The organism is Pseudomonas sp. GW821-FHT07B01, from assembly GCF_059419065.1.
In genome coordinates this window covers 1-24,020 of the sequence record NZ_JBWKRA010000025.1, presented here as the reverse complement: position 1 = coordinate 24,020, position 24,020 = coordinate 1, and the positions used below count along the sequence as shown (strand labels likewise).

Sequence of the window (24,020 nt, the reverse complement as noted above, 5' to 3'; positions counted from 1 at the left end):
GTGAATGTTCAGGTCTGTTCAGGCGCCATTCAGGGGCGCGTTCGGCACCATACGCCAGCGCTTCCCACCTGACAGGTCACCCGATGGATCACCGCAACCGTTTTCGCCTGGAGTCACTGGGTATTTTCCTGGTCGCTCTCTTGTTGTTCACAGTAGGCATCTGGGATCAGCAGCCCCAGGGTTTTGATGGGCGTTGGGCGCTGTTCCTGCAGGAAATGTATCGCCATGGCGCGAGTCTTTTCCCCACCACCTACGGCCAGCCCTATGCGGATTACCCAGGCACCGCGACCTTCTTCAGTTACCTATTCGCCCGATTGTTTGATGCGCCGAACCACTTGGCGAATGTGCTGCCCACGGCGCTCGCGTCGGCGGGGGTGATCGCGCTGATGTATCGCCTGCTGGCAACCTACAGCCGTGCCTGGTCACTGCTGACGGTGCTGCTCACGCTGCTCACCGCCCAGTTACTCGAAAAGTCGCGCTCGGTGTGCCTGGATCAGATGGTTGCATTGTTATGCGTGGGCAGTTTCTACCTGCTGCACACCGGCGAACGCCACGGGTCACGGTTGAGGCAACTGGCGGTGTTCCCGCTGTTCATCCTGGGTTTCGCCATACGTGGGCCGCTGGGGTTGATTGAAGTCTGCGGGGTGGTGTGTGTGTATTGGGCATTGGGCAAGCCGGGAGAGCGTGTCCGGCAGGTGCTGATCCACGGCGTTGCCGGCCTGGTGTTGCTCGCAGCGTGCTGGTGGCTGCTGATGAAGCTTGCGCGGTTCAGTGGTGGCGCTGCGTTTGCCGATGAAGTCTTCAAGATGCAAGTCGGTGGGCGTCTGGATGAGTCGGGTGAACCGTTTTACTTTTACTTCCAACTGAGCTTGTACCGCTACTTCCCGGTGGTTCCGCTGGCGTTTGCGACCCTGTTTGCGTTGCGCCATCGCTGGCCCGAGCGTTGGGGCAATGAGCACCTGCAATTGCTGGTGCGGTTCGGGGGCTGCGGCTTGATGATTCTGCTCGGCCTGTCGGTTCCGCATTTCAAACGCGCTTATTACATTCTGCCGATGGTGCCGATGTTTGCGGCTGTCGCTGCCTATGGGCTGCTGCATGCGCAAGGCTGGCTGGTGGGCGTGCGTCGTGGCTACGAATGGCTGGTCGCGGCGCTGCCGGCGTTGTGCGTGGTTGTGTTGTTTGTGTGTCGACACGCCTGGCACAAGCAGGGCTACTGGCCGGAGATTTCCTTGCCGTTGATGATCGGCGTGCTGGTGGTGCTGCAAGCCGCAGCGTTGATTGCCTGGCAGCGAGCATGGCGGTTGGTGTGGCTCAGTCTGATCGCCCTGGCGGCGCAATGGCTGTTGCTGGTGACGGTGATAGAGCCGGCCAAGGACCTGCAATTCGATACTCGGCGGTTTGTCAGCCAGGTGGAGGCGTTGCGCCAGGCGCAGCCGGGCCCTTTGGTATTTGTCGACCTGGCACGGGATACCTGGGCGGTGCGCTACATGATGAACCTGGATCACGATGAACAGCCGCTGTTTGTCGGGCGACACGAGCTTGAGAAATTGGCGGCGCTGCCCCGGCCCTCGTGGGTGATCGTATCGCGCAAGGAGACCGCGCTGTTGAAGGGGTCGCCGGTGGAGCACTTGGCGCCGAGCTATCAAGGGCGCTTGAATGACAACCCATTGATGGTGTTTTTGCTCAGGTAAGAAGGCCCTTGAGCCAAGGGCCTGCCGAGCAGCTGATTACTTGCAACGGAAGCCTTCAGGCATCGTGACCGTATAGTTGCGCTGCACGCGGTCCTGGAAATTCAGATTCTGCAAACCCTGCTGTACCAGGAAGGCTTCGACCTTGGCGGCTTGGCAGTCGTCGTTATAGGACGACGCCCGTAGCAGGTAGACAGCGCGCCTGCTCACTTCATCACGAGCGGTGACCCGGAAGGTGGTGAGCGTGGTGTAGCCGGTGCGCTCCGAGGTCCCTACCGGGCCGTAGGAGGTGTTTGGAGTGCTGGTGCAGGTCAGTTGGTCGGTCTTTTTCTTGTTCTTCTTGCATTGAGTGGTGGTGCTTTTTGCCACCTGCCCGTATTCGGTGGCGGTATAGCGATACGTCACCTGCTTGCTGTCGACGTCCAGGGTGACGGTCATTTTGATTGGTGCATGGTTCTTGGGCAGGGTGGTGTCGGTGAAGACATTGCGAAAGCCCTGGTCCTGCATGGCGCGAACCATGTCACGCAGGTAGTAGCGGGCGTTGAGTGAGTTTTCATCGCTGCCGCCGGTGGAGGTCACCAGCACGGTTGCCTGTCGGTCGAAGTGATAGTCGGGATCAGGCGTCGCGTTGATCGCTACGTCCAGCTGCGTGGCACACCCACTGAGCAGGGCGGTCAGTAGTAACAGGGTGCAAAGCAAGAAGCGGGTCATGAAAAAACCTTACAACTGAGATTTGGGTAAAGGCTGAACGATTGAGTCCAGCCAAAAATAACCCTCAATCGTCCTGCTGCGACATCGTGTCCGTAAATGCGTGAGTCGCATTAAATCGCAGGCAATAAAAAACCCCAAGGAACGCATTGTTCCTTGGGGTTTCTCGGTATTTTGGTGCCCAGAGACGGAATCGAACCGCCGACACGGGGATTTTCAATCCCCTGCTCTACCGACTGAGCTATCTGGGCAACGGGGCGCATTAAACGGGTTTTTCAGGGGGTCGTCAAGCAAGTTTTCAAAAAATATTTAATTATTACCGTCGCTTACGTGCAGACCCCGGTTTTTGATCAATTATTGAGCAGGTGGAACGTAGCCGTCGGCCTTGGCGTATTCCTCGCCGGAAAAGAACTTGTCCATTTCGCCGGCCAGGTATTTACGGTCCTCGGCATTCATCATGTTCAGGCGTTTTTCGTTGATCAGCAGGGTCTGGTGTTTCAACCAGTCGCCCCAGGCTTTGGCGGAGACGTGCTCGTAGATGTCCTGGCCCTTGGCACCTGGGTACGGAGGGCGCTCCAGGGCTGGCAGTTCTTCTTTGTACTTGCGGCACATGATGGTGCGGGTCATGACGAAACTCCTGCGTTCAATACGTCGGCCGCGCGCTTCAGCAGTTTTTTCACCGGGGCGGCAAGGCCCAGGCGCGGCGGGGTGGCGAGGTTATACCAGAGCCAGTCGGCCTCGGCCACGTGATGGGCGGTTTCCTCGACCTGGACCAGCCAGGGTTCGATGGCCAGTTGGAAGTGGCTGAAAGTGTGGACCAACCCGGGCAGTTCCTGATGCTTGCCCAGCGCCAGCGCGTGCTGGTTGGCGAGGTGATCCAGGTCTTGCAGGTCGTCCAGCTCCGGCAAGCTCCACAAGCCGCCCCACAAGCCCGTAGACGGGCGACGGTAAAGCAGGATCGCGCCCTCGGCGTTGGCCAGCATCGGCATCAGCGTGCGCTTTTGCGGGATGGTCTTGCGCGGCTTCGGGATCGGGTAGCGTGTTTCCAGGCCCAGCATGTGGGCTTCGCAGCCTTTTTCCAGCGGGCACAGCAGGCAACTGGGTTTGCTGCGGGTGCACAGGGTGGCGCCCATGTCCATCATGGCCTGGGTGTAGGCGTTGACGCGCTCAAAGGGTGTGAAGCGCTCTGCGGTGGCCCACAGCTGCTTGGCCACCTTGGGTTCGCCAGGGTAGCCCTCTTGGGCGGTAAAGCGCGCCAGCACGCGTTTGACGTTGCCGTCGAGGATCGGTGCGCGCAGGCCCATGCTCAGGCTGGCAATCGCACCCGCGGTGGACAGGCCGATGCCCGGCAGCTCGGTGAGCTTTTCCACGTCGCGGGGGAATTCGCCGCCGTGTTCGGCCACCACGATCCTGGCGGTCTTCTGCAGGTTGCGCGCCCGTGTGTAGTAGCCCAGGCCCGTCCACAGGTGCAGCACTTCATCTTCCGGCGCGGCGGCCAGGGCTTCGACCGTCGGCAGGGACGCCATGAACCGGTCGAAGTAGTTGAGCACGGTGCTGACCTGGGTCTGTTGCAGCATGATCTCCGACACCCACACCCGGTAAGGGGTGATGCCCTGTTGCCAGGGCAGGTCGTGGCGGCCATGGCGGTCGTACCAGTCCAGCACCGCTTGTGAAAACTGCTCGTTTCTCATCGGTTGAACAGGCCTTTCAATGCGTCTTTGAGCTTGGGGTTAACCTTGTCGAGTTTCTCTTCCAGCTTCTCGTTGAGGCGGTTGCCGGCAGCCTTGAGGGCGACCTGGCCCAGGCCGTCCTTGTCCAGGCGGCAGGCCTTGGCGCCAAGCTCAAGCGGGCCTCGGCAGCGCAGTGGCACCTCAATGCCCTGGAAGTTGGCGCCGACCTGGCAGGCTGGGTCCGGCACGTCGCGCTTGTCGCCTTCGACGATGATGCCGACGCGGTAGTCCATGCCCAGCACGCGTAAATCCACATCACCGTTGCCGTTGAGCGTCAGGCCAGGAATGCGTACTTTCAGGTCGGGGTTGCTGGCCACGCCGTTACGGAACGTGAGGTTGCCGCGCAGTTCCTGGAAGGGCGTGTCCTTGCCGCCTGGTGTGGCGCTCAGGGCCTTGCGGTTGAGCAGGGCGATGCCGGTACACAGTTGCTGCTCGATGTTGGCATTGAGCAGCACACCGTTGTTGATCACGATGCTGGTGGTGCCGTTGAGGCTGTCGATCAAGGCCTTCTGGCTGTTGCCGCGGCCGGTGAGGTTGCTGTCGAGGGTGAGCTGGCCTTTGACCGGCGGGTTTTTTCCTTGGGCCTGCAGGATGCGCTCAACGGGCACCTGCTTGATGTGGCTTTGCAGGGCCAGCACTGGCGTGTCCTGGCGTACGTCGAGTGTGCCGTTGGCCTGGAATGTGCCGTTGTAGAGACTGCCGCTGAGGGTGTCGAGCTTGAGCTGCCCGTCAATGCCAGAGGCTTTGAGCACCGCGTTCTGAATGGGCAACTGGCTCAGGGTCAGTTCACCAAAGGCCAGGTCTGCATTCACGTCCAGGCTGCGCAGGCGCGTCAGCGGCAGCAGTTTGTCGTTGCTCCAGGCAACTCTGGTTGGCGCCTCCGGCAATGGTGTGTTGCCGCCTGCCGCCATGGCGCCGGCTTCGCTGCTCTGTACTTCGGCCTGGCGTGCGGCGGTTGCGCCTTTGGCGGCTTCGGATTTGGCCGGCAGGTAATTGTCGGCATTGAAGGTATCGCCCTTGAGTTGCACGCGCAGGGACTGCTTGGCGAAATCATCCACGGCGATGCGGCCGGTGAAGGTGCTGGCATCGAGCTTCAGGTTCAAGTTTTCCAGGGCGACGCTGGTGGGCGTGCCCTTGAGGCGGCTCACCAGTTCGACCTTGCTCAGGCTGCCTGGGGCCATGGCAGGCAGTGGGTGGCCGACGCTCTCAAGAAACTTGGCCAGGTCAAACTGGGCAACCGACAGGGCGCCGCTGATCTGCGGGGTTTTGTCCAGGTCATTGGCCTTTAGTTCGCCCAAGGCGCGCAGTTGGTTGGCCGCCAGTTTCAGGTTGGTCCATTCGGCGACGTTGGCCGCCAAGTCCACCAGCAGTTGGCCCTGGGTGGAGAAGCTCACGGTCTTGCCTTGCAACGGCTCACCGGTGGCTTCGCCACTCAAGCGCATGTCTTCGAACTGATAACGCTTGAGCGCGCGCTGGATGCGCAAGTTGCCGTTCAGCTCAGTCTTGACCCGCATCAGCGGCTGGTTGCTGCCCAGAAACGCCGTGAGTTTCAGCGGGATGCTGGCGCCTTCGTGGATGGCACCGGCACTCAACTGGATACTTTCGGCACTCAATTGCTTGCCGGTCTGTTCATCGGTGTATTCGACGCGGGCGTTGTTGATGGTCAGGCTGTCGATGTCCAGGCGGATCGGCTGCGGCGGTTTTTCCGGCTTGGTTTCAGCCACCGGTTCGACCGGCGCGGGAGCGGGGGCACCGGCGGTTTCGTCGGGCAGGTTCTTGCCGATGTCTTCCCAGTTGCCGTGGCCTTGCTTATCGCGGTTCAGGCGCAGGTTCAGGCCCTCGACACGCACATCGCTCATCTGCACTTCGCGGCGCAGCAGCGGCAGTACGCGCACCGACAGGCCGAGCATCTGCAAGTCGGCGAAAGGTTGGGTGGGTGCGGTCAGGGTCGCGACGCTGGCCTCGTGCAGTTCCAGGCCCAGCCAGGGGAAAAGGCTCCAGCCGATATCGCCATTGAGCGTCAGCTCGATGTGGGCCTTGTCGCGGGCTATCTGGCGAATTTCTTCTTTGTAGTCGTTGGGATCGAAAAGGTGGGTCAGGGCAAAGCCGAGCGCCACAATGATCAGCAACAGCCCGAGAAGTACCAGACCCAGGATTTTGCCGAACGCTTTCATGGGCGAGTCCTTGTATGTCGATTTCAAAATTTAGCCGCAGAGTATAACGCCCGAAGGCCGGCGTCAGTTCACGGATCGTTACATTGTATCCACCGGCGCGGAAATGGGATTTTGACGTCAGAAAAATACAGATAATCCAAAAAAGGTAGTGGCAGTTTGATTTTTCTGTCATCCACTGGTGCTAATCTCTGCACGTTCGTCCGCCTTCTGCGACTTAACGTCGCGCCTTAAAGGGAGCTTCACTCAACAAAACGGCCACGCTTTGCGTGCAAGGCCGAGGGAGAGAGCGCCTGACGGACGCATACCAATAACTGGGGGAAACACCAATGAGCACTAGCACTGTGGCCGGCAATGCCGCCGCACAGCCTGCGTTCCTGTCCAAGGAACGCATCATCGCCAAGCCGGGCTTCAACCGCTGGCTAGTTCCACCGGCCGCGCTGGCCATCCACTTGTGCATCGGCATGGCCTACGGCTTCTCGGTGTTCTGGCTGCCCTTGTCCAAGGCGCTGGGTATCACCGCGCCGGTGGCCTGCGCGCCGGACATGAGCTTTATCGCCCAAGTCTTTTCGTCCCAATGCGACTGGCCGATCTCCATGCTGGGCTGGATCTACACCCTGTTCTTCATCTTCCTGGGCTGCTCCGCAGCGATCTGGGGCGGTTGGCTGGAACACGCCGGGCCGCGTAAGGCTGGTGTTGTCTCGGCGCTGTGCTGGTGTGGTGGCCTACTGATCTCGGCCTTGGGTATCTATACCCACCAGATCTGGCTGATGTGGATCGGCTCCGGGGTCATTGGCGGTATCGGCTTGGGCCTGGGCTATATCTCGCCCGTTTCGACCTTGATCAAGTGGTTCCCGGACAAGCGCGGCATGGCGACCGGCATGGCGATCATGGGCTTCGGCGGCGGCGCGATGGTGGGTGCGCCCCTGGCTGCGGCACTGATGGGCCATTTCTCTTCGCCCACCAGCGTGGGCGTATGGCAGAGCTTTGTGGTCATGGCGGCGATTTACTTCGTGTTCATGATCGGTGGCGCCCTGCTGTATCGCGTACCGCCGACCGGCTGGAAGCCTGAGGGCTGGACCGCGCCGGCGAAAAAAGCCAGCAATGCGATGATTACTCACCGTCACGTGCATGTGAATGTGGCGTGGAAAACCCCGCAGTTCCGCCTGGTATGGCTGGTGCTGTGCCTGAACGTGTCTGCCGGTATCGGCATCCTGGGCATGGCCTCGCCGCTGCTGCAGGAAGTGTTCGGCGGCAAGTTGTTGGGTGTTGATGTGCCATTTGGTCAATTGGATGCGGGCCAGTTGGCCTCCATTGCAGCCATTGCCGCTGGTTTTACCGGCCTGTTGAGCCTGTTCAACATCGGTGGCCGGTTCTTCTGGGCGTCGTTCTCCGACTATCTGGGGCGCAAAAACACCTACTTCGTGTTCTTCGCCCTGGGCTTTGCCCTGTATGCGTTGATCCCGAACCTGGGGCACCTGGGTAACGTGGCGCTGTTCGTGGCTGCGTTCTGCATCATCCTGTCGATGTACGGCGGTGGTTTTGCCACGGTTCCGGCCTACCTGGCCGACCTGTTCGGCACTCAGATGGTTGGCGCGATCCACGGTCGCCTGTTGACCGCCTGGGCCGCTGCGGGCGTATTGGGCCCGGTGCTGGTGAACTACCTGCGTGAATACCAGTTGAGCATCGGCGTTGAACGCGCCGCGGCCTACGACATCACCTTGTACATCCTCGCCGGCCTGCTGGTGCTGGGCTTCATCTGCAACCTGCTGGTGCGCCCGGTGGCCGACAAGTACTTCATGACCGACGCGGAACTTGCCGCCGAACAGGCGCTGGGCCATGACAAAGGTGCTGATGCGAGCACCGTGCTGGAATGGAAGGCCTCCGCCGCCAGCAAGCCGTTGGCGATTGCCGCGTGGCTGGTAGTGGGTATTCCACTGGCGTGGGGGGTGTGGGTGACCCTGCAGAAGACGGCGGTACTGTTCCACTGACACCGCAATAAGGGTGGGCCCGGCTCCTGTGGGGCCGGGCTTGTGTGGGAGCTGGCTCCCACATAAGCCCATGCTCACATGTATGCACATGTCTATCCCCGACATTCCTCGCTCCAACTCGTCAGTCTTATCCCCTTCGTTGTTTCTGTTTAGCGCCTGCGCCCCTATAATGGCTGCCTTTTTCGCCCAATGATTTTGCGGAGCTGGTGATGGCCGAACGTAAGGCATCTGTCGAGCGCGACACTCTGGAAACCCAGATCAAAGCCTCGATCAACCTGGATGGCACCGGAAAGGCCCGATTCGATATCGGTGTCCCTTTTCTTGAGCACATGCTGGACCAGATCGCCCGTCACGGGCTGATCGACCTGGATATCGTCGGCAAAGGCGACCTGCATATCGACGACCACCACATGGTGGAAGACGTGGGCATCACCCTCGGCCAGGCGTTTGCCAAGGCCATCGGCGACAAAAAGGGCATCCGTCGCTACGGCCATGCCTATGTCCCGTTGGACGAAGCGCTGTCCCGGGTGGTCATCGACTTCTCCGGCCGCCCTGGCTTGCAGATGCACGTACCCTACACCCGCGCCAACGTGGGCCGTGGCTTTGATGTGGACCTGTTCCAGGAATTCTTCCAGGGCTTCGTCAACCACGCACTGGTCAGCCTGCACATCGACAACCTGCGCGGCACCAACACCCACCACCAGATCGAAACCGTGTTCAAGGCTTTCGGCCGCGCACTGCGCATGGCCGTGGAAGTCGATGAGCGCATGGGCGGGCAAATGCCGTCGACCAAGGGCGTTCTGTAATGCAGACGGTCGCGGTTATCGACTACGGCATGGGCAACCTGCACTCGGTGGCCAAGGCCCTCGAGCATGTAGGTGCCGGCAAGGTGCTGATCACCAGCGATGCCAACGTGATTCGCGAAGCCGACCGCGTGGTGTTCCCCGGCGTTGGCGCGATTCGCGATTGCATGGCCGAGATCCGCCGCCTGGGCTTTGACAGCCTGGTGCGCGAAGTCAGCCAGGACCGCCCCTTCCTCGGTATCTGCGTGGGCATGCAAGCCTTGCTCGACAGCAGTGAAGAGAACGGCGGTGTGGACTGCATCGGGGTGTTTCCGGGCCAGGTGAAGTTCTTCGGCAAAGACCTGCATGAAGATGGCGAGCACCTCAAGGTCCCGCACATGGGCTGGAACGAAGTGCGCCGCACCGTCGACCACCCGCTGTGGCACGACATCCCGGACATGGCGCGTTTCTACTTCGTGCACAGCTACTACATCGCCGCCGGTAACCCGCGCCAGGTGGTGGGTGGCGGGCATTACGGCGTCGATTTTGCCGCCGCGCTGGCCGATGGTTCGCGCTTTGCCGTGCAGTTTCACCCGGAGAAGAGCCATACCCATGGCCTGCAATTGCTGCAGAACTTCGCCGCGTGGGATGGTCGCTGGTAAATGGCCAGGAAGCCGAAGCCGCCGATCTTGAACCTCGCGCCCGAGCAGGAGCGTGAGGCTACCGACAAGATCAAGCGGTTCATGGAAGACCGCTTCGAGCTCAAGCTGGGCTCGTTCGAGGTCGCCGAAATTCTTGAGTTGTTCACCACCGAAGTGGCGCCGCATTATTACAACAGGGCGATTTTCGACACGCAGACGCTCCTTAAAGAAAGGTTCGAAAGCATCGAAAGCGACTTGTGGTCGCTTGAGAAACCCTGATTTCCCAAGCATTGCTGAATATCGAATAAGGTTTGCCAGATGCTGATTATCCCCGCTATCGATCTCAAGGACGGCGCTTGTGTCCGCCTGCGCCAAGGCCGCATGGAAGATTCCACCGTGTTCTCCGATGACCCGGTGAGCATGGCTGCCAAATGGGTAGAAGGGGGCTGCCGTCGTCTGCATCTGGTGGACCTGAACGGTGCCTTCGAAGGCCAGCCGGTCAATGGCGAGGTGGTCACCGCCATTGCCAAGCGCTACCCGAACCTGCCGATCCAGATCGGCGGCGGTATCCGCTCCCTGGAGACCATCGAGCACTACGTGAAAGCGGGCGTGAGTTACGTGATCATCGGCACCAAGGCCGTGAAAGACCCAGCCTTCGTCGCCGAAGCCTGCCGCGCGTTCCCGGGCAAAGTGATCGTAGGCCTGGATGCCAAGGATGGCTTCGTCGCTACCGATGGCTGGGCTGAAATCAGCACCGTGCAAGTGATCGACCTGGCCAAGCAGTTCGAAGCCGACGGCGTGTCCGCCATCGTTTATACCGACATCGCCAAAGACGGCATGATGCAGGGCTGCAACGTACCCTTCACCGCAGCCCTGGCAGCGGCCACGAAGATTCCGGTGATCGCTTCCGGCGGCATCCACAACCTGGGCGACATCAAGTCGCTGCTGGACGCCAAGGCGCCTGGGATCATCGGCGCCATCACCGGCCGTGCGATCTATGAAGGCACCCTGGACGTCGCCGAAGCCCAGGCTTACTGCGATGCCTACAACGGCTGAGGACTGACCATGGCGCTGGCCAAACGCATCATCCCTTGCCTGGACGTCGACAACGGTCGCGTGGTCAAGGGCGTCAAGTTCGAGAACATTCGTGACGCCGGCGACCCGGTGGAAATTGCCCGTCGCTACGATGAGCAAGGTGCCGACGAGATTACCTTTCTCGACATCACTGCCAGCGTCGATGGCCGCGATACCACGCTGCATACCGTCGAGCGCATGGCCAGCCAGGTGTTTATCCCGCTGACCGTGGGTGGCGGAGTGCGCACCGTGCAAGACATCCGCAATCTGCTCAATGCCGGTGCGGACAAGGTCTCGATCAACACCGCCGCCGTGTTCAACCCTGAGTTTGTCGGCGAAGCCGCGCAACACTTCGGCTCGCAATGCATCGTGGTGGCTATCGACGCCAAGAAGGTCTCCGGCCCGGGTGAAACCCCGCGCTGGGAGATCTTCACCCACGGCGGGCGCAAGCCTACCGGGCTGGACGCGGTGGAGTGGGCGATGAAGATGGAAGGCCTGGGCGCCGGTGAAATCCTGCTGACCAGCATGGACCAGGACGGCATGAAAAACGGCTTCGACCTGGGCGTCACCCGCGCCATCAGCGATGCCCTGGGCATCCCGGTGATCGCGTCGGGCGGCGTCGGCAACCTGCAACACCTGGCCGATGGCGTGCTTGAAGGCCACGCCAGCGCGGTGCTGGCGGCGAGTATTTTCCACTTTGGCGAATACACCGTGCCCGAGGCCAAGGCCTACATGGCAGCGCGCGGTATCGTCGTGCGCTAAACGCTGCTGGACACCATGGCAGGCTCGCGGCACTCTCTGCGCTTGCCATGGATTCCGGTAGCCTTCATGTTCAAACACCTGCTGCTCGCCCTCGCCAGTTCCTCCATGTTCATGGTGGCTACGGTACACGCCGAACAACCGTCTGACGCCTCCCTGGTGTTGCTGACGGAAAATTTCCCGCCCTACAACATGGCGAAAAACGGCAAGAACTTCGCCAAGGACGAGAACATCGAAGGCATTGCCGTGGACATCGTGCGCGAAACCTTCAAGCGCGCTGGCATTTCCTACAACCTCACTCTGCGTTTTCCTTGGGAGCGAATCTACAAGCTCGCCCTGGAACAGCCGGGTTACGGCGTGTTTGTGATGGCGCGGTTGCCAGATCGTGAAGCCTTGTTCAAATGGGTCGGCCCTATCGGCCCGGACGATTGGGTGTTGCTGGCCAGGGCAGACAGCAAGATCGAGTTGGAAAATCTGGAGCAAGCGCGCCGCTACAAGATTGGCGCCTACAAAGGCGATGCCATTGCCGAAAGCCTGGACAAGCAGGGGCTCAAGCCGATGGTCGCCCTGCGTGACCAGGATAATGCGCAAAAGCTTATGGAAGGCCAGATCGACCTCTGGGCCACAGGCGACCCTGCTGGGCGTTACCTGGCGCGGCAGGTGGGGGTGAACGGGCTCAAGACGGTATTGCGCTTCAACAGTGCGCAGCTTTACCTGGCGTTGAACAAAGACGTGTCGGATGAGCTGGTGGCCAGGCTCCAGGCCGCATTGGATGAGTTACGCAACAGCGGCCGTATAGACGAAATCATGGCGCAATATCTGTAAGTGAGCTGTTGTGGCGAGGGAGCTTGCTCCCGCTGGGCTGCGTGGCGGCCCTAAAATCGTGGGAGCGCTTCGCGCTTCAGCGGGAGCAAGCTCCCTCGCCACAGTGACTGTCAGCGATAGATGCCGTTTTTGCCGTGGGCACTCATCGCCCGATTACTGCGCACGCTGATCATCAACTTGATATCGATCCACTCCACGCCCTGCGCCTTGAGCTTGGGCAATTCGCGCTCCAGTACCGCCAGCGTCTGTGGGTAAGGATGCCCGATCATGACTGCCGAACCCTGCTTGTGCGCCAGTTTGATCGCGGTCTGCAGTTGCGTGGTAATCGCCGCCTCGGTGCGTTCGTCATCGAGAAATACATCCCGCGACACATGGGCCAAACCGATCTTCTGTGCCTCGGCGGCGGCGACGGTTTGCGCACTGGTGCGGCTGTCGACGAAGAACTTGTGGCGCCGTTGCAACTCACCCATCAGCCAGGCCATCGCCGCCGGTTGTGCGGTCATGCGGCTGCCCATGTGGTTGTTGATACCGGCGGTGTAGGGCACGGCTTCAAATGCCGCGTCCAGGCGCTTGCCCAGTTCTTCGATGGACAGCTCCGGGTGCCAGGCGAATGGGCCGGTGGCCGGGTCCATAGGCATGTGCAGGATCACGATCTTGCCAGCCTTGTGGGCCTCACGAGCGAATTCGGCGGCGTGGGGCGTGTCCGGCATGATGGCGGCGGTCACCGGGCCGGGTAGCGCAAGCACGCGACGATCCCGAGGCAGGTTTTGCCCCAGGTCGTCGATGATCAGCGTCAGGTAGGCTTTGTGCGGTTCGCCGGCAGGGGCCGCTTGAGCGACCCCTGCCAGGCTGCACAGCACAGCGAAGATCAGGGCAAAGCGCATGATCAACGGCTGCGGGTGATGCTCAAGCCCTTGAGCAGGCTGAGTGCCTGGGCCAGTTGGTAGTCATCGTCCTGGGGCATCGGCTTGGCCTTGGCGCGGCTGCCGGTTGGCTGGTCGGCGCCGCCGTTGCCATTGCCCAGGTGACCTTGCAGATCAGCCTCTTTGTAGTATTCGCCATCGATCTCGTTGGTGATCTTGGCGCGGCGTACTTCGATGTCCGGCACGATGCCCTGGGCCTGGATCGAGCGGCCGTTCGGCGTGTAATACAGCGCCGTGGTGATCTTCAGTGCACGGTCGTTGTTCAGCGGCAATACGGTCTGCACCGAGCCTTTGCCGAAGCTGGTGGTGCCCATCAGCACACCGCGCTTGAGGTCTTGCAGGGCGCCGGCGACGATTTCCGAAGCCGAGGCGCTGCCGCCGTTGATCAATACCGCCAGTGGTACGTTCTCGCTGAGGTCATTGCCGGTGGCCGAGAAGCGCAATTCGGAGTTGGCGATACGGCCCTTGGTGTAGACGATCAGGCCCTTGGTGACGAAGTGGTCGACCACCTCGACCGCCGACTGCAACACGCCGCCTGGGTTGTTGCGCAGGTCAAGCACGATGCCGTTGAGCTTCTTGCCGTTGTCTTTGCGCAGCTTGGCCAGTGCCTTGGCCACTTCGTCGCCGGTCTTGACCTGGAACTGGGTGATACGGATATAGCCGTAGCCCGACTCCAGCAGCTGGCTTTTCACGCTCTTGACCGTGATGGTCGCACGGGCCAGGGTCACGTCAAACGGGTTGCCGCCGTCGCGTACCAGCGTCAGGGTGATCTTCTGGCCGAGCTTGCCGCGCATCTTGTCGACGGCTTCGGTCATGGTCTGGCCACGGGTCGGCTGGCCGTTGATCTTCACGATCAGGTCGCCGGCCTGGATACCGGCCTTGGACGCCGGGGTGTCGTCAATAGGCGAGACCACTTTGATCTGGCCGTCTTCGGAGCCCACTTCGATGCCCAGGCCGCCGAACTCACCGCTGGTGCTTTCCTGCAGCTCGGCGAAATCTTCCGGGCCCAGGTAGGCGGAGTGCGGGTCGAGGTTGCTGAGCATGCCCTTGATGGCATTTTCCAGCAGGGCCTTGTCGTCTACGGGTTCGACATACGCTGCCTTGATCCGGTCCATGACCTCGGCAAAGGTGCGCAGCTCGTCCAGCGGCAATGGCGCCTTGGTCGTCGCAGCCATGGCAGGTGCAGCCGGTGCGGCCTGGTCGGCAAAAGCCAGAGGCGCGCCGATCACCAGGGCGATCGTCAGGGCCAGCGAAGTGAGGCGGGACAAATGCAGCATGTCGAACGAACTCCTAATGTAGATGCGACCCTATCCTTGGGACCGGCACCATTGTGCAGGGTCGCTCGGGCGGCCCTGCTGACGAATAGCGAAGTACAGCGCCGGGGTGTCCTGGCCGCCACTGTTACCGACAGTGGAGATGGATTCACCGGCTTTTACAACATCACCTGCCGACTTGAGTAGTGTCTGATTGTGGCCGTAAAGGCTCAAATAGCCATTACCGTGGTCAAGAATCACCAGCAAGCCGGCGCCCCGCAACCAATCGGCGAACACCACGCGCCCACCGTGCACCGCGTGGACCTGGCTGCCGGCAGAGGCGCTGATCATCACGCCATCCCACTTGGCGCGGGTGTCATCGCCACGGGTTTCCCCAAAGCGTGCCAGTAATCGACCATCAACCGGCCATGGAAGTTTGCCTCGTGCTGAAGCAAAAGGGCCGCCGAACGACTCGCCGCTGCTGGAAACCAACGGGCCAGGCGCTGCACGCGCCGGTTTGCGCGGGGCCGGAGCGTCGCTGGTGGCAGCCAGTTCGGCCTCACGCTGACGCTTTTTTTCAGCTTCCTGCTGGGCGATCAGCGCTTTTTGCCGCGCTTCTTCGGCTTCGCGTGCCTGGCGGGCCAGGGTTTCTTCAATGGTCTTGAGGACTTTGGCCAGGTCGGCCTGGTCTTGCTCGCGGGCCTGCAACTTGGCGTCGCGGGCTTTTACGTCGCTGTTGAGCTTGGCCAGGGCCTGCTGGCGTTCCTTGCGTACTTTATCGAGCTGGTCGCGCTGGGTGTCGAGGGCAGTTTTCTGGTCGAGCAGCTGCGATTGCTGGTCGGCGATTTCCTGTTCGACATTGGCCAATTGGCGCAGGGTTTCGTTAAACCCCTTCAATTGCGCCAGGCGCGCCTGGCTCAGGTAGTCGTAATAGGTGAGGGTACGGGCGAATTTTTCCGGGTTCTGCTGGTTGAGCAGCAGCTTGAGGTATTCCTGGCGGCCGCTCTGGTACGCGGCACGGGCCTGGATCGCGATCAGGCGTTGCTGTTCAACGCGTGCGCTCTGGAGTTTTTTTTTCTCAGCGTCGAGTCGCTCCAGTTCCGACTCGCTCTTCTTTAGTTCTTTTTGCAGCTCCTGGACCTGCTTCTCCAGCTTGCCCATTTCGGTTTCCGTGCCGCGCAGGTCTTTCTGCACCCCGGATTTTTCTTCCTGGAGCTTGCCGAGCAGCTTTTTCAGCTCGGTAATGTCCTGACGCGTAGCGTCCAACTGTTGTTGGGTTTGTGCGCGCTCATCGGCAAACGCCGGTTGGAGCAGGCAGACAAGAGCAAGGGTTATCAAGGCGCGAAGCATAGAGGCGGGCGACACCAGGGGAAAAGGACGGCCTAGTATGCCCGCCAAGCGCTGCAAAAAAAACGCCCAATTGGGGCGGTAGGGCAAGATAGCCGCCGAGTGGCGATGGTATGGCAAAAAGACATCTATCAAACACCACAAAACCAATGTGGGAGCGGGCTTGCCCGCGATTGCGGTGGGTCAGCGACATAGATGTCGACTGATTAGCCGCTATCGCGGGCAAGCCCGCTCCCACACTGTTTTGTGGCGTACTTTGGATCAGACCAGGATCGAGGTCCCGGTCATCTCCTTCGGCTGTTCCAACCCCATCAGCTTGAGCATGGTCGGCGCCACATCCGCCAGCACGCCACCTTCACGCACTTTCAGGTCACGTTTGCCGACGTAGATGAACGGTACCGGCTCGGTGGTGTGGGCTGTGTGAGCCTGACCAGTGGATTCGTCGGACATCTGTTCGCAGTTGCCGTGGTCGGCGGTGATCAGTGCTTCGCCGCCGACTTTTTCCAGCGCGTCGACGATGCGGCCAACACATTTATCCAGGCATTCCACGGCCTTGACCGCCGCTTCCAGGTTGCCGCTGTGGCCAACCATGTCGCCGTTGGCGTAGTTGACGACGATCACGTCATAACGCTGGTGATCAATGGCGTCGACGATCTTGTCGGTCACTTCCGGTGCGCTCATTTCCGGCTGCAAGTCGTAGGTAGCGACTTTTGGCGACGGGATCAGGATGCGCTCTTCGCCGGGGAACGGCTCTTCGCGGCCACCGGAGAAGAAGAACGTCACGTGGGCGTATTTCTCGGTTTCGGCGATGCGCAGTTGGGTCTTGCCGTTCTTGGCCAGGTAGTCGCCCAGCACGTTCTCCAGGCTGCCCGGGGCGAATGCCGACGGGGCCGGGATGTTGGCGGCGTATTGAGTGAGCATGACGAACTCGACCTTCGGCTGGCGCGCGCGTTCGAAGTCCTTGAAGCCTTCATCGACGAACACATGGCTCAGTTCACGGGCGCGGTCGGCGCGGAAGTTCATGAACACCACGGCGTCGCCGTCTTCGACCTTCACCGGTTCGCCGATGGTGGTGGCTTTGATGAATTCATCGCTTTCACCGCGGGCGTAGGCCGCTTCCAGGCCTTCCTGGGCGGTGGCTGCGTTGAATTCGGCCTGGCCGTCGACGATCAGGTTGTACGCCTGGGCGACACGGTCCCAGCGGTTGTCGCGGTCCATGGCGAAGTAACGGCCCACCAGGCTGGCGATACGGCCCTTGCCCAGGGCGGCGAAGGTGGTATCCAGCAGTTCGATGGAGGATTGCGCGCTTTTAGGCGGCGTGTCGCGGCCGTCGAGGAAGGCGTGCAGATAGATTTTGTCAGCGCCGCGCTTGAACGCCAGTTCGGCCATGGCGACCAAGTGATCCTGATGGCTGTGTACGCCGCCGTCCGACAACAGGCCCATGAAGTGCACGGCCTTGCCCGCGGCAACGGCTTTATCGACCGCGGCGCAGATGGTCGGGTTCTCGAAGAACTCGCCATCGCGGATCGCCTTGGTGACACGAGTGAAGTCCTGGTACACCACTCGTCCGGCACCGAGGTTCATGTGGCCGACTTCCGAGTTGCCCATCTGGCCGTCCGGCAGGCCCACGTCCATGCCGGAACCTGAGATCAGGCCGTTGGGCACGGTAGCGGTCAGGCGGTCCAGTACCGGCTTGTTGGCCGAGTACACCGCGTTGTCGTGGTGGCTTTCACTGTGTCCGAAGCCATCGAGAATTATCAGGACCAAAGGTTTAGGCGTGGTAGTCATAGATCCTCTCGCGGCGCTAATAAAGGAAGACAATTGAAAAGGGAGTGGCAGTTTAAAGCGAAGTTCCAACCACGTCACCGCTTTACGGGGGTTGGCCCCCCCTGGCGGCTGTGTATACTTACCGCCATTTTAACGCCCTGGAACCTCCTTGATGGTTGATCACCTGATTGCATTTGCCACTGCCCACTACCTGCTTGTGGGCGCCTTCGTCATCCTGCTGGCGCTGCTGATCGCTCACGAACTGAGCCGCGGTGGTCGCAGCCTGAGCACGTCGGAGCTGACCGCGCTGGTCAACAAGGATGAGGCCGTCGTCGTCGATATTCGCCCGGCCAAGGATTATGCCGCCGGCCATATCGTTGGCGCCCTGAACATTCCCCAGGACAAGCTGATTGCGCGTCTGGGCGAACTGGAAAAGCACAAGGCCAAGACCATCATCCTGGTCGATGCCCAGGGCCAGCACTCCGGCACCCACGCCCGTGAGATGCTCAAGTCCGGCTTCACCGCCGCCAAGCTGTCGGGTGGTATCAGCAGCTGGCGTGGCGATAACCTGCCGTTGGTGAAGTGATATGAGCCAGGTTGTCGTGTATTCCAGCGATTGGTGCCCTTACTGCATGCGGGCCAAGGCCTTGCTTGAGAAAAAGGGTGTTGCCTTTGAAGAGATCAAGGTCGATGGCAAGCCCCAGGTGCGCGCCGAAATGGCCCAGAAGGCTGGCCGCACGTCGGTCCCGCAGATCTGGATCGGCACCCGGCATATCGGTGGTTGCGACGACCTGTTCGCTCTGGAGCGCGCCGGTAAACTTGATGCGCTGCTGTCCGCCTGACGCCTAAACCCTCAAGAACCCAAGATAAAGAAGGATCTGCGATGACTGATCAACAGAACACCGAAGCAGCAGAAGCTCAAGGCCCACAGTTCTCGCTGCAGCGGATCTACGTGCGTGACCTGTCGTTCGAAGCGCCGAAAAGCCCGGCCATCTTCCGTCAGGAGTGGACCCCAAGCGTTGCGCTGGACCTGAACACCCGTCAGAAATCCCTGGAAGGTGACTTCCACGAAGTCGTGCTGACCCTGTCGGTCACCGTCAAGAATGGTGAAGAAGTCGCTTTCATCGCTGAAGTGCAACAGGCCGGTATCTTCCTGATCCAGGGCCTGGACGAAGCGTCCATGAGCCACACCCTGGGTGCGTTCTGCCCGAACATCCTGTTCCCGTATGCCCGTGAGACCCTGGACAGCCTGGTCACCCGTGGTTCGTTCCCGGCCCTGATGCTGGCTCCGGTGAACTTCGATGCCCTGTACGCCCAAGAGCTGCAGCGCATGCAACAGGAAGGCGCGCCAACCGTTCAGTAATTTGCTGAGCGATGCCGTTCTAAAATGTGGGAGCGGGCTTGTGTGGGAGCTGGCTTGCCTGCGATAGCATCACTGCGGTGTGACTGACACACCGAGGTGCCTGCATCGCGGGCAAGCCCGGCTCCCACACAAGCCCGCTCCCACATTTGTTATGCGGTGTTATTTAAAGCCCAGTTGGCGCCAGCCTTCATAGACGGCAACGGCTACGGTGTTCGACAGGTTCAGGCTGCGGCAGCCTTCACGCATCGGCAAGCGCAGGCGATGGCCATCGGGCAATGCGTCAAGCACCTCGGCCGGCAGGCCTCGGCTCTCCGGGCCGAACAGGAACGCGTCGCCCTCGGCAAAGCTGGCATCATGAAACGGCCGCGAGCCCTTGGTGGTGAACGCGAACAGCCGAGGGTGGCCCAGGCTCTCCAGGCAACTGGCCAGGTCGGCATGACGCTTGAGGGTGGCATACTCGTGGTAGTCCAGCCCGGCACGGCGCAGGCGCTTGTCGTCCATGTCAAAGCCCAACGGCTCGATCAAATGCAGGTGGCAGCCACTGTTGGCGCACAGCCTGATAACGTTGCCGGTATTCGGCGGAATTTCTGGTTGAAAAAGGATGACGTGAAACATGCACGGCTCCGAAGGCAAAGATGCGCTGCATTCTACCCCCGAAGACGACCCGAGACCGAAGCTATTGCCGAGGGTGTTGGGCTCATTGGCGATTGTCGGCTTGATGATTGGCTTGATGATCGGTCGCTTGACCACCCCCGAGCCGCTTGAGCTGCAACAGGTAGAACCTGCGGCGGATGGTTTGGTGGTGTGGTTCAACGACGAACCCAAGCTGCACGGCGAGCATATCGACGGCACCGTGGCGTTGCTGTTTGACGCCCAGGGCAAGGCTGCCAGCGGGCAGCTCAAGGTCAATGACAAGGACGTGAATTGGCGCATCCGCAAGACCGACGCTGGCCTGCTGCTGAATCTGGTGGCGGCTCGGCCGTTGCGTGGGGAGTGGAGCGGTGCAGAGGTCGATGGCCGCTGGCGGCTGGAGATCCATCTCCAAGAGCAATAAAAGAGGGAGTTCCCGGCCTGCCTGTACCAGGGCTCCCAAAACGGGGTGAAGCCTAAGGCTTCGGTGTTAAAGAGGGGATTCTCGGCCTGCCTGTACCAAGGTCCCCGAAACTGGGTAGTACTGGGGTTATTGCAGGGGGCGTGCCAAAACTTGCAATTGCTGCTGGAAAAAAATGCCAAAAAGCGCAAAGCCCCGGAATACGGGGCTTTGTTTGTTTCTACTGCCAAGAAATTTGTAGCGAAAGCGATAGGCGAGTTTTTTGGTCTGTGCTCAATGCCGGTTCATCGTGCATTGAAGCGGTGCACAGTCTGCAGGCACAAAACCAATGTGGGAGCTGGCTTGCCTGCGATGACGGCGTGTCAGCCCTATACCGGGTGACTGACACACCGTCATCGCGGGCAAGCCCGGCTCCCACACGGGGCCTTCAGCGGTCTTGGGGTTCAGGCTTCATCACCCTCATCATCATCCCCACCATCCACCTTCATTCCCAGTTCCTTGATCTTGCGCGTCAGGGTATTGCGCCCCCAACCCAGCAGCACGGCGGCATCACGGCGGCGGCCGGCGGTGTGTTTGAGCGCGGTCTCGATCATGATCCGCTCGAACGCTGGCACGGCGCTGTCCAGCAGGTTCGACTGGCCGCGTGCCAAGGCCTGGTCGGCCCATTGGCGCAGCGCCTGTTCCCAGTTGGTCACGGGAGCCGAGTCCTGCGGCAGGCTCAGCAGCTCCGGCGGCAGGTCGCTGATGTGCACTTCGCGCCCGGAGGCCATTACGGTGATCCAGCGGCAGGTGTTCTCCAGCTGGCGCACGTTGCCGGGCCACGGCAGATTCTTGAGGTATTCCTCGGTCTCGCTTTTGAGCAGCTTGGGCTCGACGGCCAGCTCCAGGGCAGCGCGGCTGAGGAAATGGCGGGCGAGGGTAGGGATATCTTCGCGGCGGTCCGACATGCGCGGGATGTGGATGCGGATCACGTTGAGGCGGTGGAACAAGTCTTCACGGAACTTACCCGCATGCACCAGTGTTTCCAGGTTCTGGTGGGTGGCCGCGATGATGCGCACATCCACCTTCACCGGCGTATGCCCGCCCACACGGTAGAACTCGCCGTCAGCCAGCACCCGCAGCAAGCGAGTCTGAGTATCGGCCGGCATGTCGCCGATCTCATCGAGGAACAGCGTGCCGCCGTCCGCCTGTTCAAAGCGTCCGCGACGCAGGTTGGCTGCCCCGGTGAACGCGCCTTTTTCATGGCCGAACAGCTCGGACTCCATCAAATCCTTGGGAATCGCCGCCATGTTCAGCGCGATAAACGGCGAGGCCGCCCGTGGACTGTGGCGGTGCAGGGCGTGGGCCACCAGTTCTTTACCGGTCCCCGATTCGCCATTGATCAGCACGGTGATGTTGGAATGGCTCAAGCGCCCGATGGCGCGAAACACTTCCTGCATCGCCGGCGCTTCCCCGATGATTTCCGGGGTGCGGGTCAGGGTCGGCGGCGCTTCCTGGTTCTGTTGTTCCTGGGCGTGCTGGTTGGCGCGCTTGACCAGCGCCACCGCCTCATCCACATCGAATGGCTTGGGCAGGTATTCAAAGGCGCCGCCTTGGTAGGACGCGACAGCGCTGTCCAGGTCCGAGTGGGCGGTCATGATGATTACCGGCAGGCGCGGGTGCTGCTCGCGAATGCGCGCCAGCAAGTCCAGGCCACTGGCCCCAGGCATGCGGATATCGGAAATGATCACGTCCGGTTGCTGACGTGCCAGGCGGCTCATCACCCCGTCGGCGCTGTCGAAGCTCTGGGTAGTCATGCCTTCCTGTTGCAAGGCTTTCTCGAGGACCCAGCGGATAGAACGGTCGTCATCGACGATCCAGACAGTTTCACTACGGCTCATGTCGTGGGGGCTCCTTGTTCCAATGGCAGGAAGATCGAGAACGTGGTGTGGCCAGGGTGGCTCTCACATTCGATCAGGCCCTGGTGCTGGCTGATGATGTTCTGGGTGATGGCCAGGCCCAGCCCGGTACCGTCCGGGCGGCCGCTGACCATGGGAAAGAAGATGGTTTCCTGCAGCTCCGCAGGAATGCCGGGGCCGTTGTCGATGATCTCGACCTTGGTCACCAGGCGGTGGCGCACATGGCCGATGGTGAACTGGCGCAGGGCGCGGGTGCGCAGGCTGATGCGGCCCAGGCGCAGCTCATTCTGGCTGCTGATGGCCTGCATGGCGTTGCGTACGATGTTGAGCACGGCCTGGATCATCTGTTCGCGGTCGATCAACACGTCGGGAATACTTGGGTCGTAGTCGCGCACCAAGGTGATGCAGCCTTGGCTTTCGGCCTCGACCAATTGGCAGACCCGCTCCAGCACCTCATGCACGTTGGTCATCGCCAGGGAGGGCAGCTTGTTGGAGCCGAGCATGCGATCCACCAGGTTACGCAGGCGGTCGGCTTCTTCGATGATGACGTTGGTGTAGTCCTTGAGGTGCTCGTCCGGCAGCTCGCGGGACAACAACTGTGCCGCGCCGCGAATGCCGCCCAGCGGGTTCTTGATTTCATGGGCGAGGCCGCGCACCAGCATCTTGCTGGTTTCCTGCTTGGACAGCTGCGCTTCCTCCTTGGTGATGCGCAGCAGGCGGTCGCGGGGGTGGACTTCGAGCAGCAGCAGGGTCGCGCCATTGCTCAGGATCGGGGTCACGGCGTAGTCGACGGTCAACGTTTGTCCGGTGAGCGCGGTGAGCATCGCTTCGCGCTTGGTGAACGGGTGTGCCTGCTCCACGGCCTGGCGCAACGAGCTCAAGGCTTCGGCCGACTCGGTGAACAATTCGCTGATGAACTGCCCATGGCTGCGCTGGCCGCTGATCGCCAGGAGCATCTCCGCCGCCGGGTTCATGTACTCAAGGCGCAGGTCGGCATTGAGCAGGATGGTCGCGGTGGTCAGGTTGTCGAGTAACAAACGGTGCAGTGCATCGCTGATGGTCATCGGGACCTCTTTTGGAGCAAGGCGTGGGCTTGAGGCACACGCTGATACAAGGAAAATGCAAAAACCAAACCAAGGCTCCGAAAAGAAGCGCTAATGCCCTGAAATAAGGGGTTCAGGCGCGAAACTGTGGCGTTCTGCCAGCCTCAACGGGAAGTTTCGAACCAAAATGGGCTGGGCAATTGAGAAGGGTGCATGCTATCGCACCAATATAGTGCGGTTTTGTGAAGGTTGTTCAGCGACTGAAGATTTAAGGCAAATCGCAGTCAGTGTGGGAGCTGGCTTGCCTGCGATAGCTGTGGTGATTCAACACCGCTATCGCAGGCAAGCCAGCTCCCGCATGTTTGAATGGGGTTGCAGTCACTCGCCTTTGTAGATGCACAGCTCGGCGGTGGCGCGGATCATCGCCAGTTGGCGCAGCGGATCATTCAGCGGTTCGTGCACGGCCTCGGCCAGCCATTGGGGGCATTTGGGGTCTGTGCGCAGGGGCGTGAAGTCGGCCAACTGCTGCAGCAGCCTTTTTTGCAGATCGTCCAATTGCGGGCGGATCTGCTGAATCAAGTCCGGGCGCGGGTCGTCGGGAGCTTTGCCTTGGAACTGCCAATCGGACAGATGGGTGTATTGCACCAGTTTATTGGCTTCGATCTGTGCGGCGAAAAACTGCTCGGCAGCGGCCGAGTCCAGCTTGTAGCCAGGTGCTTGGGCAGTGACGCTGGCGATCACCTCCTGCTCGCGCTTCTTGTCCTCCACGGGCTTGTGGCTGTCCCACTTGCTCAGTGCTACCTGGTCGGCAATCTCCAGGCGTTCGGCGATGCTGTTGAGCAGGGGTTCCAGCGTAGGCGGCGCTGCGCTCGCACTGGCACTGATGAACAGCAGGGCAAATACAAGTCGATATCTCAAAGGTGATCTCCTGTGGGAGATTCTATGGTTGAGGGGCAACCCTCAACCAACTTTTGGCTGATATTCGCTTTGCCCTTTCAGCAGAGCG

At 60.9% G+C, this 24,020-nt stretch carries 25 protein-coding genes and 1 tRNA gene; 13 read left to right on the top strand and 13 right to left on the bottom strand.

The features are described from left to right. Positions 1–83 precede the first annotated feature (83 nt). Positions 84–1,691, top strand: coding sequence for an ArnT family glycosyltransferase (locus AC07S6_RS22695; RefSeq protein ID WP_495113093.1), 1,608 nt, complete (start codon positions 84–86; stop codon positions 1,689–1,691). A 36-nt stretch (positions 1,692–1,727) separates the two neighbouring features. Here the strand turns inward: AC07S6_RS22695 and AC07S6_RS22690 are convergent, their stop codons facing one another. The 5 genes from AC07S6_RS22690 to AC07S6_RS22670 all read right to left on the bottom strand — a co-directional run bounded on the left by AC07S6_RS22690 (position 1,728) and on the right by AC07S6_RS22670 (position 6,300). Continuing rightward, entirely contained in the window at positions 1,728–2,399 is a 672-nt protein-coding gene (locus AC07S6_RS22690) for a hypothetical protein (protein WP_072434755.1), read from the bottom strand. A 172-nt stretch (positions 2,400–2,571) separates the two neighbouring features. Further along, positions 2,572–2,647 (bottom strand) — tRNA-Phe (locus tag AC07S6_RS22685). Between the two features lie 103 nt (positions 2,648–2,750). Next, positions 2,751–3,023, bottom strand: coding sequence for an oxidative damage protection protein (locus AC07S6_RS22680; protein WP_034125530.1), 273 nt, complete (start codon positions 3,021–3,023; stop codon positions 2,751–2,753). After that, positions 3,020–4,087, bottom strand: a complete 1,068-nt coding sequence (gene mutY / locus AC07S6_RS22675; protein ID WP_072434757.1) for an A/G-specific adenine glycosylase — start codon at positions 4,085–4,087, stop codon at positions 3,020–3,022. Before mutY ends, AC07S6_RS22680 begins: the two co-directional genes overlap by 4 nt. Next, complete coding sequence (locus AC07S6_RS22670; protein ID WP_495113092.1) at positions 4,084–6,300, bottom strand: AsmA family protein; 2,217 nt, start codon at positions 6,298–6,300, stop codon at positions 4,084–4,086. Before AC07S6_RS22670 ends, mutY begins: the two co-directional genes overlap by 4 nt. Positions 6,301–6,626: 326 nt before the next feature. Here AC07S6_RS22670 and AC07S6_RS22665 point away from each other — a divergent pair, with 326 nt between their 5' ends. The 7 genes from AC07S6_RS22665 to AC07S6_RS22635 all read left to right on the top strand — a co-directional run bounded on the left by AC07S6_RS22665 (position 6,627) and on the right by AC07S6_RS22635 (position 12,369). Beyond that, the gene (locus tag AC07S6_RS22665) at positions 6,627–8,288 is read left to right on the top strand and encodes an OFA family MFS transporter (protein ID WP_054897552.1); all 1,662 of its coding nucleotides are present in this window, start codon (positions 6,627–6,629) and stop codon (positions 8,286–8,288) included. Between the two features lie 209 nt (positions 8,289–8,497). After that, positions 8,498–9,094 carry an imidazoleglycerol-phosphate dehydratase HisB gene (hisB, locus tag AC07S6_RS22660; RefSeq protein WP_003187781.1) on the top strand — a complete coding sequence of 199 codons (597 nt, stop codon included), beginning with the start codon at positions 8,498–8,500 and terminating at the stop codon, positions 9,092–9,094. Then, positions 9,094–9,732, top strand: a complete 639-nt coding sequence (gene hisH / locus AC07S6_RS22655) for an imidazole glycerol phosphate synthase subunit HisH (protein ID WP_034125534.1) — start codon at positions 9,094–9,096, stop codon at positions 9,730–9,732. The genes hisB and hisH overlap by 1 nt, the downstream gene beginning before the upstream one ends. Continuing rightward, positions 9,733–9,990 (top strand): DUF2164 domain-containing protein, encoded by a 258-nt coding sequence (locus tag AC07S6_RS22650; protein ID WP_032894032.1) that lies wholly within the window; start codon positions 9,733–9,735, stop codon positions 9,988–9,990. It abuts the gene before it with no gap. Positions 9,991–10,029: 39 nt separating this feature from the next. Beyond that, on the top strand, positions 10,030–10,767 hold the full coding sequence (gene hisA, locus AC07S6_RS22645) for a 1-(5-phosphoribosyl)-5-[(5-phosphoribosylamino)methylideneamino]imidazole-4-carboxamide isomerase (RefSeq protein ID WP_003187784.1): 738 nt from the start codon (positions 10,030–10,032) through the stop codon (positions 10,765–10,767). 9 nt (positions 10,768–10,776) lie between these two features. Next, complete coding sequence (gene hisF, locus AC07S6_RS22640; RefSeq protein ID WP_003187786.1) at positions 10,777–11,547, top strand: imidazole glycerol phosphate synthase subunit HisF; 771 nt, start codon at positions 10,777–10,779, stop codon at positions 11,545–11,547. Positions 11,548–11,613: 66 nt separating this feature from the next. Next, positions 11,614–12,369 (top strand): substrate-binding periplasmic protein, encoded by a 756-nt coding sequence (locus tag AC07S6_RS22635; protein WP_495113091.1) that lies wholly within the window; start codon positions 11,614–11,616, stop codon positions 12,367–12,369. Between the two features lie 110 nt (positions 12,370–12,479). Here AC07S6_RS22635 and AC07S6_RS22630 read toward each other — a convergent pair whose 3' ends face one another. From AC07S6_RS22630 to gpmI, 4 genes are all read right to left on the bottom strand, one after another. Further along, the gene (locus tag AC07S6_RS22630) at positions 12,480–13,253 is read right to left on the bottom strand and encodes a divergent polysaccharide deacetylase family protein (protein ID WP_490615223.1); all 774 of its coding nucleotides are present in this window, start codon (positions 13,251–13,253) and stop codon (positions 12,480–12,482) included. A gap of 2 nt (positions 13,254–13,255) precedes the next feature. Continuing rightward, positions 13,256–14,569 carry a S41 family peptidase gene (locus AC07S6_RS22625; protein WP_034125537.1) on the bottom strand — a complete coding sequence of 438 codons (1,314 nt, stop codon included), beginning with the start codon at positions 14,567–14,569 and terminating at the stop codon, positions 13,256–13,258. A 30-nt stretch (positions 14,570–14,599) separates the two neighbouring features. Then, positions 14,600–15,895 carry a murein hydrolase activator EnvC family protein gene (locus AC07S6_RS22620; protein WP_019819986.1) on the bottom strand — a complete coding sequence of 432 codons (1,296 nt, stop codon included), beginning with the start codon at positions 15,893–15,895 and terminating at the stop codon, positions 14,600–14,602. A gap of 258 nt (positions 15,896–16,153) precedes the next feature. Next, complete coding sequence (gpmI, locus tag AC07S6_RS22615) at positions 16,154–17,680, bottom strand: 2,3-bisphosphoglycerate-independent phosphoglycerate mutase (RefSeq protein ID WP_495113090.1); 1,527 nt, start codon at positions 17,678–17,680, stop codon at positions 16,154–16,156. Positions 17,681–17,831: 151 nt separating this feature from the next. Here gpmI and AC07S6_RS22610 point away from each other — a divergent pair, with 151 nt between their 5' ends. From AC07S6_RS22610 to secB, 3 genes are read left to right on the top strand one after another with little or no spacing between them, the layout of a single operon-like run. After that, on the top strand, positions 17,832–18,245 hold the full coding sequence (locus tag AC07S6_RS22610) for a rhodanese-like domain-containing protein (protein WP_032901811.1): 414 nt from the start codon (positions 17,832–17,834) through the stop codon (positions 18,243–18,245). A 1-nt stretch (position 18,246) separates the two neighbouring features. Next, positions 18,247–18,501, top strand: a complete 255-nt coding sequence (gene grxC / locus AC07S6_RS22605) for a glutaredoxin 3 (RefSeq protein ID WP_003171118.1) — start codon at positions 18,247–18,249, stop codon at positions 18,499–18,501. Between the two features lie 41 nt (positions 18,502–18,542). Further along, a complete protein-coding gene (gene secB / locus AC07S6_RS22600; protein WP_032894017.1) occupies positions 18,543–19,022 on the top strand; it encodes a protein-export chaperone SecB in 480 nt (159 codons plus the stop codon). Between the two features lie 159 nt (positions 19,023–19,181). On the opposite strand, the gene AC07S6_RS22595 is transcribed toward secB, so the two are convergent. Further along, entirely contained in the window at positions 19,182–19,637 is a 456-nt protein-coding gene (locus tag AC07S6_RS22595; RefSeq protein ID WP_003171120.1) for a tRNA (cytidine(34)-2'-O)-methyltransferase, read from the bottom strand. Between AC07S6_RS22595 and AC07S6_RS22590 the strand changes: the two genes are divergently transcribed. Then, positions 19,636–20,076 carry a hypothetical protein gene (locus tag AC07S6_RS22590; protein ID WP_019819992.1) on the top strand — a complete coding sequence of 147 codons (441 nt, stop codon included), beginning with the start codon at positions 19,636–19,638 and terminating at the stop codon, positions 20,074–20,076. The genes AC07S6_RS22595 and AC07S6_RS22590 overlap by 2 nt on opposite strands. Before the next feature lie 150 nt (positions 20,077–20,226). Next, a complete protein-coding gene (locus AC07S6_RS22585) occupies positions 20,227–20,454 on the top strand; it encodes a hypothetical protein (RefSeq protein ID WP_495113089.1) in 228 nt (75 codons plus the stop codon). Between the two features lie 62 nt (positions 20,455–20,516). On the opposite strand, the gene ntrC is transcribed toward AC07S6_RS22585, so the two are convergent. The 3 genes from ntrC to AC07S6_RS22570 form a co-directional block, all read right to left on the bottom strand. After that, positions 20,517–21,953 (bottom strand): nitrogen regulation protein NR(I), encoded by a 1,437-nt coding sequence (gene ntrC, locus AC07S6_RS22580; RefSeq protein WP_003187806.1) that lies wholly within the window; start codon positions 21,951–21,953, stop codon positions 20,517–20,519. Continuing rightward, positions 21,950–23,035 carry a nitrogen regulation protein NR(II) gene (gene glnL, locus AC07S6_RS22575; RefSeq protein WP_014716523.1) on the bottom strand — a complete coding sequence of 362 codons (1,086 nt, stop codon included), beginning with the start codon at positions 23,033–23,035 and terminating at the stop codon, positions 21,950–21,952. The genes ntrC and glnL overlap by 4 nt, the downstream gene beginning before the upstream one ends. 357 nt (positions 23,036–23,392) lie before the next feature. Next, entirely contained in the window at positions 23,393–23,932 is a 540-nt protein-coding gene (locus tag AC07S6_RS22570) for a chorismate mutase (protein ID WP_197901283.1), read from the bottom strand. Positions 23,933–24,020: the final 88 nt, after the last annotated feature.

Bases quoted from the DNA above. Each gene is read 5' to 3' on its own strand.
- AC07S6_RS22595 (WP_003171120.1), bottom strand. From the start codon at position 19,637: ATGTTTCACGTCATCCTTTTTCAACCAGAAATTCCGCCGAATACCGGC.
- grxC (WP_003171118.1), top strand. From the start codon at position 18,247: ATGAGCCAGGTTGTCGTGTATTCCAGCGATTGGTGCCCTTACTGCATG.
- glnL (WP_014716523.1), bottom strand. From the start codon at position 23,035: ATGACCATCAGCGATGCACTGCACCGTTTGTTACTCGACAACCTGACC.
- secB (WP_032894017.1), top strand. From the start codon at position 18,543: ATGACTGATCAACAGAACACCGAAGCAGCAGAAGCTCAAGGCCCACAG.
- AC07S6_RS22590 (WP_019819992.1), top strand. From the start codon at position 19,636: ATGCACGGCTCCGAAGGCAAAGATGCGCTGCATTCTACCCCCGAAGAC.
- mutY (WP_072434757.1), bottom strand. From the start codon at position 4,087: ATGAGAAACGAGCAGTTTTCACAAGCGGTGCTGGACTGGTACGACCGC.
- AC07S6_RS22625 (WP_034125537.1), bottom strand. From the start codon at position 14,569: ATGCTGCATTTGTCCCGCCTCACTTCGCTGGCCCTGACGATCGCCCTG.
- AC07S6_RS22635 (WP_495113091.1), top strand. From the start codon at position 11,614: ATGTTCAAACACCTGCTGCTCGCCCTCGCCAGTTCCTCCATGTTCATG.
- hisA (WP_003187784.1), top strand. From the start codon at position 10,030: ATGCTGATTATCCCCGCTATCGATCTCAAGGACGGCGCTTGTGTCCGC.
- hisF (WP_003187786.1), top strand. From the start codon at position 10,777: ATGGCGCTGGCCAAACGCATCATCCCTTGCCTGGACGTCGACAACGGT.
- hisB (WP_003187781.1), top strand. From the start codon at position 8,498: ATGGCCGAACGTAAGGCATCTGTCGAGCGCGACACTCTGGAAACCCAG.
- AC07S6_RS22690 (WP_072434755.1), bottom strand. From the start codon at position 2,399: ATGACCCGCTTCTTGCTTTGCACCCTGTTACTACTGACCGCCCTGCTC.
- AC07S6_RS22610 (WP_032901811.1), top strand. From the start codon at position 17,832: ATGGTTGATCACCTGATTGCATTTGCCACTGCCCACTACCTGCTTGTG.
- AC07S6_RS22630 (WP_490615223.1), bottom strand. From the start codon at position 13,253: ATGCGCTTTGCCCTGATCTTCGCTGTGCTGTGCAGCCTGGCAGGGGTC.
- AC07S6_RS22650 (WP_032894032.1), top strand. From the start codon at position 9,733: ATGGCCAGGAAGCCGAAGCCGCCGATCTTGAACCTCGCGCCCGAGCAG.
- AC07S6_RS22680 (WP_034125530.1), bottom strand. From the start codon at position 3,023: ATGACCCGCACCATCATGTGCCGCAAGTACAAAGAAGAACTGCCAGCC.
- AC07S6_RS22695 (WP_495113093.1), top strand. From the start codon at position 84: ATGGATCACCGCAACCGTTTTCGCCTGGAGTCACTGGGTATTTTCCTG.
- AC07S6_RS22670 (WP_495113092.1), bottom strand. From the start codon at position 6,300: ATGAAAGCGTTCGGCAAAATCCTGGGTCTGGTACTTCTCGGGCTGTTG.
- AC07S6_RS22665 (WP_054897552.1), top strand. From the start codon at position 6,627: ATGAGCACTAGCACTGTGGCCGGCAATGCCGCCGCACAGCCTGCGTTC.
- AC07S6_RS22620 (WP_019819986.1), bottom strand. From the start codon at position 15,895: ATGCTTCGCGCCTTGATAACCCTTGCTCTTGTCTGCCTGCTCCAACCG.
- gpmI (WP_495113090.1), bottom strand. From the start codon at position 17,680: ATGACTACCACGCCTAAACCTTTGGTCCTGATAATTCTCGATGGCTTC.
- ntrC (WP_003187806.1), bottom strand. From the start codon at position 21,953: ATGAGCCGTAGTGAAACTGTCTGGATCGTCGATGACGACCGTTCTATC.
- hisH (WP_034125534.1), top strand. From the start codon at position 9,094: ATGCAGACGGTCGCGGTTATCGACTACGGCATGGGCAACCTGCACTCG.